9 protein-coding genes are annotated in these 12,594 nt (G+C 33.2%); 5 read left to right on the top strand and 4 right to left on the bottom strand.

The window, feature by feature from the left end; translation table 11 throughout:
* Window positions 1–3: 3 nt before the first annotated feature.
* From IHE43_RS09315 to IHE43_RS09330, 4 genes are all read right to left on the bottom strand, one after another.
* Window positions 4–2,394 carry a 3-hydroxyacyl-CoA dehydrogenase/enoyl-CoA hydratase family protein gene (locus tag IHE43_RS09315; protein ID WP_192187678.1) on the bottom strand — a complete coding sequence of 797 codons (2,391 nt, stop codon included), beginning with the start codon at window positions 2,392–2,394 and terminating at the stop codon, window positions 4–6.
* A 61-nt stretch (window positions 2,395–2,455) separates the two neighbouring features.
* Entirely contained in the window at window positions 2,456–2,914 is a 459-nt protein-coding gene (locus IHE43_RS09320; RefSeq protein ID WP_056193743.1) for a MarR family winged helix-turn-helix transcriptional regulator, read from the bottom strand.
* A 227-nt stretch (window positions 2,915–3,141) separates the two neighbouring features.
* A complete protein-coding gene (locus tag IHE43_RS09325; protein ID WP_192187679.1) occupies window positions 3,142–4,173 on the bottom strand; it encodes a YafY family protein in 1,032 nt (343 codons plus the stop codon).
* 981 nt (window positions 4,174–5,154) lie between these two features.
* On the bottom strand, window positions 5,155–5,769 hold the full coding sequence (locus IHE43_RS09330) for a hypothetical protein (RefSeq protein ID WP_192187680.1): 615 nt from the start codon (window positions 5,767–5,769) through the stop codon (window positions 5,155–5,157).
* Window positions 5,770–5,862: 93 nt separating this feature from the next.
* On the opposite strand from IHE43_RS09330, the gene IHE43_RS09335 reads away from it, so the two are divergent.
* The 5 genes from IHE43_RS09335 to IHE43_RS09355 all read left to right on the top strand — a co-directional run bounded on the left by IHE43_RS09335 (window position 5,863) and on the right by IHE43_RS09355 (window position 12,538).
* A complete protein-coding gene (locus tag IHE43_RS09335) occupies window positions 5,863–7,284 on the top strand; it encodes an RtcB family protein (protein WP_192187681.1) in 1,422 nt (473 codons plus the stop codon).
* A 155-nt stretch (window positions 7,285–7,439) separates the two neighbouring features.
* On the top strand, window positions 7,440–8,252 hold the full coding sequence (locus IHE43_RS09340) for a hypothetical protein (protein ID WP_192187682.1): 813 nt from the start codon (window positions 7,440–7,442) through the stop codon (window positions 8,250–8,252).
* A 215-nt stretch (window positions 8,253–8,467) separates the two neighbouring features.
* The gene (locus IHE43_RS09345) at window positions 8,468–10,255 is read left to right on the top strand and encodes an ATP-dependent endonuclease (protein ID WP_192187683.1); all 1,788 of its coding nucleotides are present in this window, start codon (window positions 8,468–8,470) and stop codon (window positions 10,253–10,255) included.
* Window positions 10,245–12,326, top strand: coding sequence for a UvrD-helicase domain-containing protein (locus IHE43_RS09350; protein ID WP_192187684.1), 2,082 nt, complete (start codon window positions 10,245–10,247; stop codon window positions 12,324–12,326). Before IHE43_RS09345 ends, IHE43_RS09350 begins: the two co-directional genes overlap by 11 nt.
* Window positions 12,323–12,538 (top strand): hypothetical protein, encoded by a 216-nt coding sequence (locus IHE43_RS09355; RefSeq protein ID WP_192187685.1) that lies wholly within the window; start codon window positions 12,323–12,325, stop codon window positions 12,536–12,538. The genes IHE43_RS09350 and IHE43_RS09355 overlap by 4 nt, the downstream gene beginning before the upstream one ends.
* Window positions 12,539–12,594: the final 56 nt, after the last annotated feature.

Genomic DNA, 12,594 nt, shown 5'->3' on the forward strand with positions numbered 1-12,594 from the left:
TTTCTAGTTTCTTAGTGGTTTTCCTTTAGTTAACATATATTGAATACGCTCCAGTGTTTTTCTCTCAGTACATAAACTCAGGAAAGCTTCACGTTCGATATCTAATAAATATTGTTCAGATACTAAAGTTGCTTCAGATAAATCACCACCAGCCATTACATAAGCCAGTTTGTTTGCGATTTTCTTGTCGTGCTCAGAAATGTATTTTCCAGCTTCCATTTGGTCAGTTCCAACTAAGAACATTCCCAATGCTTGTTTACCTAAAACCTTAACATCAGTTCTTCTGATTGGTTGTGTATAACCCGCTTCAGCCATTAATAAAGCATGTTTTTTAGCTTCAGCAATCTGACGATCTTTGTTTACTACGATAACATCTTTTCCATGTTGAAGAAGTCCGGTATCAAAAGCTTCATAACCAGAAGTCGATACTTTTGCCATAGCGATTGTCAAGAAATACTCCTGAAGAACGTTTAATTCCACATCGTTTTTGCGGAATAAATCTGAAGCTCTCAACGCCATTTCTTTAGATCCACCACCACCAGGAAGCACACCAACACCAAACTCAACCAATCCCATATATGTTTCTGCAGCAGCAACCACTTTATCAGCGTGTAAGCTCATTTCGCATCCACCACCAAAAGTCATTCCGTGTGGGGCAACCACAACCGGAATAGAAGAGTAACGAACGCGCATCATCGTGTCCTGGAACAATTTGATAGCCATGTTCAATTCGTCATATTCCTGCTCAACTGCCATCATGAAAATCATTCCGATATTAGCTCCAACAGAGAAATTCGCTGCCTGGTTACCAATAACTAAACCTTGATATTCTTTTTCAGATAAGTCAATTGCTTTATTGATGGCCTGAAGTACATCGCCACCAATAGTATTCATTTTAGATTGGAATTCTAAGTTCAAAATTCCGTCTCCTAAATCCTGGATGATAGCTCCACTATTGCTCCAAACTTTTTTGCTTTCGCGAATGTTGTTCAGAATAATAAAGGAGTCTTGTCCCGGAACTTTCGTTTGAGATTTTGTTGGGATATTATAGAAATAAGAAGCACCTTCTTTTACAGTATAGAAACTGTCACTTCCGGAAACTAACATTTCAGTAACCCATGCAGCTGGCGCTAAACCTTCTGCTTTCATGATTTCGATTCCGTTGGCAACACCAATCGCATCCCAGATTTCGAATGGACCATTTTCCCATCCAAAACCGGCTTTCATGGCATCATCAATTTTGTATAATTCGTCTGAGATTTCAGGAATTCTGTTTGACACATAAGCAAACATTCCGGCGAAACTCTTACGGTAGAATTCTCCCGCTTTGTCTTTTCCTTTAACCAAAACTTTAAAACGATTGATTGGTTTATCAATAGTTTTTGTTAGTTCAAGCGTAGCAAAATTTGCTTTTTTAGCAGCACGGTATTCTAATGTATCTAAGTCTAAAGACAAAATATCTTTGTCTACTTTTTTATAAAAACCTTGTCCGGTTTTGCTTCCAAACCATTTATTTTCCATCATTTTGTTAACGAAATCAGGAAGTTTAAACAATTCGTGTTGTTCGTCGTTCGGGCAGTTTTCATAAATACCATTGGCAACGTGTACCAAAGTATCTAAACCAACAACGTCAACGGTACGGAAAGTAGCCGATTTTGGACGACCAATTACCGGACCAGTCAATTTATCTACTTCTTCAATCGTTAATCCCATTTCTTTTACCAGGTGGAATAAACTCTGAATGCCGTAAATACCAATTCTGTTTCCAATAAACGCCGGAGTATCTTTAGCCACAACCGAAGTTTTTCCTAAGAATTTAGAACCGTATTCGTTTAAGAAATCCAATACTTCAGTTGAAGTTTTTGGACCCGGAATAATTTCAAATAATTTTAAGTAACGAGCAGGGTTAAAAAAGTGGGTTCCGCAGAAGTGTTGTTGAAAATCTTCGCTTCTTCCTTCGCTCATAAAATGAATTGGAATACCAGAAGTATTTGAGGTAACCAAAGTTCCCGGTGTACGGAATTTCTCGATTTGTTCAAAAACCAATTTTTTGATATCCAAACGCTCTACAACAACTTCAATAATCCAGTCAACATTGGCAATTTTTGCCATGTCATCAGTCGTATTTCCAGTTGTGATTCTATTTGCAAATTTTTGACTGTAAATAGGAGACGGTTTCGATTTTAATGAATTCGCCAGGTGCTCGTTTACTACACGGTTGCGAACAACTTTACTTTCAAGCGTTAATCCTTTTTTAGCTTCAGCTTCTGTCAACTCGCGTGGTACGATGTCAAGCAGTAAAACTTCAACACCAATGTTGGCAAAATGACAAGCTATTCCTGAACCCATAATTCCGGATCCAATTACAGCAACTTTTTTAATTGTGCGTTTCATAGTTAATATTTTGTTTTTTATTTTGAATTGAAATACGCCGTCTCCATTTTATGAATTTGGTTTATTCCTTTTCCTTGTTTTCTGTTTGGGTAAATATGTTTTTGTCCTGAATCAATTCGTTGATAATTTCAGAAACTTCGATAAAATGTTTTAGCTTTTCGTCTGAGACATGTTTTCTAACCGTTTCATTAAATTTCAGAACTGTATTTTTAGATAAATCTCTTTTTTCTTTTCCAAATTCAGTCAGGTAGATCAAAACACCACGTCCGTCAGATGGATTTTTTTTGCGAACAATCAAACCTTTGTCTTCCATTGATTTTAATGTTCTGGTCAAGCTGGTGGCTTCCATTCCCATTCTTGGCCCTAAGGCTGTAGATGGCGTTCCTTCTTCCTTGTCGATACTCAAAAGAGCAAACCCGGTAGCCATTGTGGCATCGTACTTTGCAGCTTCTTCGTTATACATTCTTGAAACAGCCTGCCATGTAGCTCTCAAAATATAATCTATTGTTTTGTCTTTCATAGGTAACTATATCGATTTCAAATATAATCAAAAAATACTATGCATGCATATTATTTTAAGATAAATTTTTGGTTAATAAATTTTTTGTTCTGGTTTTCAGTGTTTTATGGTTATTTTTAATTTGAAATATACTATTCTTTTCTGAGATTTTAACAAATTTGTTGCTATAAAAATTGTTTTATGACTTTAAAACGAGGTTAAATTCCGTATAATGTAAAAATTGATGTTTATAATGCAGAATTATTATCCAATTCGTATTTAGAAAGTGCCTTTTGCAGTATTTTTTGCATTCGGTTTCGAAGGTTTTCCGGATGAAGAATTTCGATTCCGTCTCCAAAACCCAATAACATACGTTCCATCTCATAATTTGGTAAAATAAACAAATGCACAATGATACTTCCGTCTTCATTTTCTTTAATCAACCGCTGTGATGAATGCAGTGGTTTTGTCAAAACATAAGGAGCATTTACGACATCAATCCAAAGTTCGATTCTTCGTGGCTGTAAACCCTGATTAACCGTAACGCCAATTACATTTTTGTAAAACAAATCGGCATCAAAATCTTCTTCTATATAAGGAAGGTTAAAATCATAGTCGATTGCGATAATTCGATCCAAAGCCAAATTGGTAATCGGTTGTGCGCTTTTTTTCTTTCCGACCAAAAACCATCGGTTATTAAATTCCTTCAGTATAAAAGGATGAAAATGGAATTTGGTTTCTTCCCTCGATTTAAACGATTTATACGTAATCACAATGGCGACCTTTTTGATAATCGCCTGATAAATCTCGTCTAAGAAATGCAGTCCTTTAAGATTCTCATTTTTATCCAGATAAATAACGGGTTTCGTATGCGACTTTTCCGCATAGATTTTATCCTCCAAACGCTGTAAAATATCTGATACATCGCTAAACAAAGAGAAATCCTTAAACTGTTTCAGCATCGAAACCGTTTCGGTCAAAACATTCATATCCGTTTCCGTCAGCGGAATATCCGTTATCGAAAATTCCTCGTCCTCATATTTATAATACTTTTTATCATAAACGACAATTGGTGCATTATAACCCAGTTTTTCACTGCGCATCAGCTGAATATCCATCTGAATCGTTCGTTTGCTGATCGGGTTTTCCCGTCCTTCATATTCAAACAAAGCTTCAGAACAGCATTCGATTAAATCCTCCAGAGTCCATTGCCGGTATTTATTCTGCAGACATTTGTCAATTGTTTTGTAGCGTATTAAGGCGTTTTTGTTTTGTGACATAGTTTGGCGTTTTGCCACAAAGGCGCTAAGGCTCAAAGGTTTTGTTTCACGCAGATTTAAGCAGATTTTGCAGATTTTTTTAAATCATTTTAATCCTTTAATCTGTGGCTATAAAAACTTTGCGATTTGGCGTCTTTGCGAGATTCAAATTTCCAGTATTTCAATTACTTATAATTATGTTTAGTTTTTGGGCGTGTTTCGCCGCGGCGAATCGGGCTTTCGGCTTTATCTTTTGTTCCGTTCCACTTCACAAAAGGATATCGCCTCTATCCCTCACGCGTTTTGTTCCATAATGGCATTTCTGTTATTACAATATTATTTACCATCACAGTATTTAAGTCCCAGCGGGACAGTATGTTTATAGAAACCAGCGGGACAACATGTTTATAGAAATAATAAAACGTATCGACAGAAACCCCATCGGTGTGACATATTTGTAATTCTGTTAAACCGAATATCGCTCCGCTGGAGCTTTGCTTCAACAATTCAATATTAAGCTATAAACATATTGCTCTTCCAGAGCTTTCAAATAATATTTAATTCCCAGCGGGACAACATGTTTATAGAAATAATAAAACGTATCGACAGAAACCCCATCGGGGTGACATATTTGTAATTCTGTTAAACCTAATATCGCTCCGCTAGAGCTTTGATTCAATAATTCAATATTAAGCTATAAACATATTGCTCTTCCATAGCTTTCAAATAATATTTAAGTCCCAGCGGGACAACATGTTTATAGAAATAATAAAACGTATCGACAGAAACCCCATTGGGGTGGCATATTTGTAATTCTGTTAAAACCTAAATATCGCTCCGCTGGAGCTTTGCTTCAACAATTACTTATTAAGCTATAAACATGTTGCTCCTCCGGAGCTTTAAATAATCAATTAAAAAGATTCGAAAAAATCTGCTTAGATCTGCAGAATCTGCGTGAAACAAAAAACTCTGCGAATTTGCTAGATTCAAAAATCCAGAACCTTAACCTAATATCTTTATCTCTTTTTCAATATTAACTCGTGCCTTTTCTTCATACAATTTCCTGAATTCATCCGTTTGAAAAATAAACTCATTTTCCAGAAAATGTTTCAACGCTTTCGCTCGTCCGGGTTTATAAAGAAAATCAGGATAAATGCGGTATTCTTTTCTAATTTGTTCAAAATAGATTTTATAATCGTCCCAATCTCTGGCGAGAATTTTAAGATCAAAATCAATTAGCCAGTTAATATCTTCAACTTCATTATGTTGATGCTGTTGCGTCGCACAAATCGCATCAAAAACCAATGCCGAATTCAAAGTGGTTTCCTTCGGAAGAATCTTTACCGCATATTCAGCACTTTTTAGTTCGTTGTCTTTTTTACTGCTTACATAAAAGTAGTCATGATAAAAAATGGAATACAAAACTTCATTTGGAAATTGTAGCTGATCATAATAGGTTTCATAACTGGCAATCATATCTTGTATATGCGTCAGATTATGATAATGTCTTGATTTTTTAGAATAGGCTTTTTCTAAATCGAGCCAGTTTTGCTGAATCTCATTTTCTCCGAAACCAATATTTGCGAGCAATTCGGTATATTTATCTTTAAGATTCATGTAGTTTTTCTCAAAAATAGAGATTCTTTTTTTACTGCGCAAAATAATTGCGTAGTAAAATAAAACCTTTGCTCTATCAAAATACAAAATGTTATGAAAACACAAATCAACGGATTTGAATTAATGGAATTAGGATTCCCGGAAGGAAAGATAATCGGGATCGCATTAAAAATAAATAGCAAAAGACATGGGTTAAAACGCGATGAAATGATAACGAATTTCAAAAGCGTTTTGGATACACCTGAAAATTATACAGATGATGCTATTTTTAGCAAGCTCGCTATTGCCTTAATCGAAAAAGCGAATGAAAAACCGGAGGATTTTATTGTTTTAAATCAGAATCCAAATGAATATTCTGCTTACGGATTGCAACATATTGAAGACGGTGCCAGAAAACAAATGGAAGTTGCCATGAAACTGCCGGTTACGGTTGCCGGAGCTTTAATGCCAGACGCGCATCAGGGATACGGATTACCTATTGGTGGAGTTTTAGCCACTAAAAATGCCATTATTCCGTATGGTGTTGGAGTTGATATTGGTTGCAGAATGGCTTTGTCGGTTTATGATATTCCGGAAGATTTTTACTTCGAAAATGAAGCTAAATTCAAAAGGGAATTAGTGGCACATTCTAAGTTTGGTGCAGGTCATGGTTTTCAGGGGCAATACAAATCAGATCACGCGATTTTAGAAAATGATACTTTTAATATGAATCCGTTTGTTCAGCACTTGAAAGATAAAGCCTGGTCGCAATTGGGATCTTCTGGCGGAGGAAATCATTTCGTGGAATTCGGTATCATGGAATTTGCCAAAGACGATGCGGTTTTGAATATCCCAAAAGGGAAATATGTCGCTTTGTTAACACATTCCGGTTCCCGTGGAATGGGTGCAACCATTGCCGGACATTATACTAAAATAGCCAAAGAGGTTTGTAAACTTCCGGAAGCAGCAAGAAACTTAGCGTATTTGGATATGAATTCGCAATTAGGTCAGGAATATTGGATGGCAATGAATTTGGCAGGCGATTATGCTTCGGCTTGTCATGAAATTATCCATAACAAAATGGAGAAAGCTTTGGGAGCAACGATTTTAGCCAAAGTAGAAAACCATCATAATTTTGCCTGGAAAGAAACCTGGAATGGAGAAGAAGTAATTGTACATAGAAAAGGAGCGACCCCAGCCGGAAAAGGCGTTATGGGAATCATTCCGGGAAGTATGACCGCGCCGGGATTTTTGGTGAGAGGAAAAGGAGAAGAGAACGCGATCAATTCGGCTTCACACGGCGCAGGAAGACAAATGAGCAGAACTCAGGCCATTAAAAATATCACGAAAACCGAAATGCAGTCCATCTTAAAAGATCACGGCGTAACACTTATTGGAGCTGGTTTAGACGAAGCGCCAATGGCCTATAAAGATATCAATCAGGTTATGGAAGCGCAACAGGATTTGGTTGATGTTGTAGCAAAGTTTACACCCAAAATGGTCAGAATGGCGGATGACGGGAGCAGAGAAGATTGAATTTAGTTTTCAGTCGCGGTCGCAGTTTTCAGTGTAGAGACGCACAGCAGTGCGTCTAACACAGTGCCTTGAAAACTTAAAACATCGCTTAAAAAACTTTGTGCCTTAGTGCCTTCGTGGCATTAAAATACTTTAATTTGCCCCAAAAAAAATTAATGAAATTTATACAGCAGAGAACTATAATCTTAAAGTCACTTATTGCCGCACTGGCGATATTATTAATTAAAAATTTTGTATTCAAAAATCTTTCCCTTTACGGGCAGGATTTTCACGATTTGATAGAGCTGTCTGATATTACGATTATTTTTACCGGAGCCTTTTTTGTATTCGGATTATTATTGGCTGCAACCATGACCGATTTTAAAGAAAGTGAAAAAATCCCGGGCGAAGTCGCTTCAAATCTTGAAGCGATCAAAGATTGGATTTATCTGGCTTTCAAGGCGCCAAGAACTGGAACCTCTGATTTGTGCAAGGAAGAATTAAACAGTACTTTTTTACGCGAGGAGATGATCGCGATTACGGATGGCATTATTGCATGGATCTATTCCCACGGAAAAGATTCTACCGTTATCTTTCCTTTAATTCGAAAATCAAATGAGATTGCCTATTATTTTGCCGAAAGAGGTGTCGACAAAGAAGCCATAAAAGGTATACAGGAAAATACGAATGCGATGCGAAAACAGCTTACCCGTGCCTATTCGATTTCGAGAAACAACTTTATCAAACCGGCTTATACTTTGCTGCAAAGTATATTGTTTATCGTGATGTCGCTTTTACTCATTACTAAATTCAAAAGCCCCTCGGCCGATTATCTGGTAACTTCTGCGATTACGTTTTTGTTTTGCTATTTGTATTTATTAATTAGCGGTTTAGACGATCCTTTTGATATTCTCAACGGAGATACCAATGTCGATTTGAAACCTATTGATCGATTTAAACAACGGTTGTGTTCGGATTTTTTGGTTTGAAAAATAGATTAATTTGATCGATTCATACTAAGAAACTAAGTCTGTGAACGACTTTATGTATAGCCTTTAAATCAGGTACTTTTACTGGGTTTAAAGGCTTTTTGTTTATTTATATTTGAACAAAAGACGTATTTATGGAAATCCGTAAAATTATTTACAAAATATAACACACCTTTGAATTGAATGAGGTTTAAGAATTAATAAATTAATAAAATATGTATCTATCTGAATTAAGACTTTGGAATTTTAGAAAGTATGGTTCTGAAAAGCCATTTGATTTGAGTCAACCTAATTTAATAGTTCCTTTTAATAAAGGGTTAAACGTTTTGATTGGAGAAAATGATTCAGGTAAAACTTCTATTATAGATGCAATTAAATTGGTTTTAAAAACTCATGCTTACGAATGGATTAAAGTTGAGGAATCTGATTTTTATCGAGGTTCTGATAAAATAAGAATTGAACTTGAATTTAAAGATATAAAGCCAAATGAAGCTAAAAATTTTATTGAATGGCTTGGATGGGAAGGTATTGGTAAAGATGCAACACCTATTTTAAGATTGATTTATCAAGTTGAAATAAAACAGGATAGAATTCAAGTCACTGATGTTAAAGCAGGAATGGATGATACTGGCTATCCATTAAATGCTGAAGCAAGAGAGTATTTAAAAACTACTTATTTAAAAGCATTAAGAGATGCTGATAGTGATTTAACTGCAAAGAAGAATTCAAGATTATCTCAAATTCTCAAGGAACACGAGTTCTTTAAAAAGAAATCAAAAAAAGATGAACATCCCTTTGAGAAGGAATTCAAAAAATTGAACTTAAGGATTGAAGATTGGTTTAAAACTGATGGAAATGAAAAATTGAAAAAAATTATTGATGATTTTTTAGTTTCATTTACGGATAAAGAGAAAACATCAACTATATCTCTCGGAGAAAGTGATATTAAAAGTATTCTGGAAAAAGTATCTCTTGGAGTATTAAATAATCAAAATCTAGGTTTAGGGACAATGAATCGGTTATATATGGCGGCTGAATTATTGCATCTAAAGAAAGAAAATTGGGATGGTTTGAAATTGTGCATGATTGAAGAACTAGAAGCGCATTTACATCCACAAGCACAAATGAAGATTATTGAAGCACTTCAAAAAGAAACGGAAGTTCAATTCATATTATCTACTCATAGTCCAAATCTAGCATCAAAAGTTAAGCTTCATAATTTGATATTTTGTAATAACAACTTGGCTTTGCCTTTAGGGGAGGTTCCTAATGAAGAAAATAAAAGAACTAACAATGATAAATACACTAAATTAGATAAAGGTGATTATAAATTTTTAGAACGATTTCTAGACGTTACGAAATCTAATTTGTTTTTTGCAAAAGGTGTTATTTTAGTTGAAGGTTGGTCGGAAGAAATACTTTTACCTATTATAGCTAAAAAACTAGGATATGACTTAACAGAAAAAGAAATATCAATTGTAAATGTCGGTTCTACGGCTTACTTAAAGTTTGCAAAAATATTTTTAAGACAAAATCCAGTTGAAAAATTAAATATTCCTGTTGCAATAATAACAGATTTAGATAATAGACCAGAAGCTAAAGACAATTCATTTTGTACAATTAAAAAAGAAGCTAAAGAAAAAAAAGTACAAGAATTTGAAAAGAGTTTCAATAATACAAAAGTATTACTTTCTTGCACAAGTGATTGGACTTTAGAATGGTGTTTGTACCAATCTGAAACACTTTCTAAATCTTTTAAAGAATCTGTTTCTGAAATTCATTCTGGTACAGATGAATTTAAAGCAGGTAAGTTTGAAGAAACCAAATTTATATCAAAATTAAGAAAGGATAAAGGGCATAGTCCAATCGATAAAGTTGAAGTTGCTTCCTTGTTAGCAGAAAAGATTGAAAAAGATGTGCTAATCACAAAAGAGAATTTAGCGAAAGACAAAAAAATGGAATATATTATTAAAGCTATAAAATATGTCTGCAATGAAAGTTGAAATAAATGACATACACATTAATGAGGCTGAGCATATTTTTATAAAAGGAAATGAATTTGATAAAAAAGAGAGGATTCCATTTATTAAAAATCTTGAAACTTGTGATTTATTAGCAGTTCCAGGTAGTGGAAAAACAACAGCTTTAATGGCAAAACTTTATTGTTTATCTAAACAACTTCCATTTAAAGATGGTTCAGGAATTTTAGTATTAGCACATACTAATTCCACAGTTAATGAAATTGAGAAAGAATTAAAAAAACATTGTCCAAATTTATTTGAGTATCCAAACTTTATAGGAACTATCCAAAGTTTTGTAAATAAGTTTTTAGCTAATCCCGCAAATTTTATAAAATATGATTCATACATAGCTAAAAATGATGATGAAATATATAAAAAAGAAGTGGCTGATTTTTTTTATAATAAGCTTCAATGGAAAAAAAAAGAAGATGTTTCTCAAAAGCTTAAGAATCTTTTATATGGTAAAGCAAATCATAATAGGTCAAACATTACTACAATAGAGAAAAATGAAAATACTATAGATTTTATTTTTTATTTAAAATTTGATTTAATAAATAGAAAAATATTATATGGAGAGAAGGATACAACATTATTTAAATTTGGAGGATGTGCTAATGATCATTATTTAGAGATTGAAAATTGGAAAGAAGGTTTGCTTAGAAATGGTATTTTATCATATAAAGACTCTTTTTTATTGGCAAAATGGTATTTACATAATTTTCCGAATATAAAGCTACAACTTCAGCATCGTTTTAAATATGTTTTCGTGGATGAAATGCAAGATTTGGAGAAGTATCAAATTGATATTATTGATGATGTTTTTTTAGATAAGGAATCTAAAACGATAATTCAAAGAATTGGCGACCCAAGTCAATCAATTTATAATAGAGTTAGAGATAAATGTGATTGGGAACCAAGAAACATTAAATACCTAAATGGCTCAAATCGCTTAAGTTCTAAAAATGCTGAATTGGTGAATTGCTTTAAATATAGAAATGAAGAAGAGAATTTTAAAGTTGTTGGTGAAAGAAAATTATCAAAGGGAGAAAAAGAAATCCATCCTCATTTAGTTTTATTTACAAAAGAAACTAAGGAACAATTAAAAAGTAAATTTGAGGAAATAATAAAAAGTCATAACCTTCATAATATTGAAGAAAAGAAAAAGGGTTTTAAAATTATTGGTTGGACAGGAGAAAGAACAAACGAAGGTGATGGTCATTTATGTCTTCATACTGTTTTTGGATATAATAAATTAAGCAAAGCTAAAAAAGAAGATTTTGATTCATTGAGTAAATATTTGCAACTTTTTAATCAAGAAAAAGAAACTTTAGAGGCGGTTAGAAAATCGATACTTAACGCTTTAATTACAATATTGAGATTTGAAGATAAAAGAATATTAAAAAAAATAAGAGGAAGAAGTGTTGATCATTTTTATACTAAAAATGATTTAATTGGATATATTAAGGAATATTCGAATAATGGGGTTTATGAAGATTTTAAAGATAAATTATTTTATTGGTGTTTTGATTTAGTTTCTTCAAAAAACTATAGACTTGTTTTTAATTCGGTTAAAAAATTTATTGAAAATGAATTAAAAGAATGGTTTGATTTAAAATTAAATCATAAGACACAGCTTTTTATTTTTGAATTTACTGATGAAAAGAAAATTAAGAATAAAAAAATTGTTGAAGATAATTTAGGAATTGAGATTGCAACAGTTCATGCTGTAAAAGGCCAAACACATTGTGCTACAATGTATGTTGAAACAGCTTATAAAAAACCTATTTATGAAACTCTAAAATTAAAAGAAGCCAGTTCAAATAAATCAATTAAGAAACAGCAATTAAAAACTATCCCATTATATAAGCAAAAACAAAGTTGTGAAACGCCAACAGGAATTGAAGCATTGAAAATGATGTATGTTGGTTTTTCTCGTCCAACACATTTGTTATGCTTTGCAGTTTTAGAAGAAAATGTAAAAGATGATTTAGCAAAATTTAGAAGTGCGGATTGGATTGTTAATGATGATTTAGTAAAAAAAATAAAATTATGATAACAAGGGAACAAATTGAAGATTTAGGTTTTGTTTATAAACAAAAACTTATCAATAAACAATTAGAGTTTGTAAATGACGAAATAAAAACAATGGTAACTTTATCAATAGAAGGAACCGTTGGTGTTATTTGTGAAAATTATAAAAAAAATTGGGGTAATATTAATTCAGCTGATGAGATGAAAAAAATTATAGAATTAATTAGTAAGTAGAAATTAATATCCAAACCCTATTAATAAAAAAAAAATGCGCAAAATCACTTTTGCGC

This window comes from Flavobacterium sp. MDT1-60 (genome assembly GCF_014844035.1).
Lineage (GTDB): Bacteria > Bacteroidota > Bacteroidia > Flavobacteriales > Flavobacteriaceae > Flavobacterium.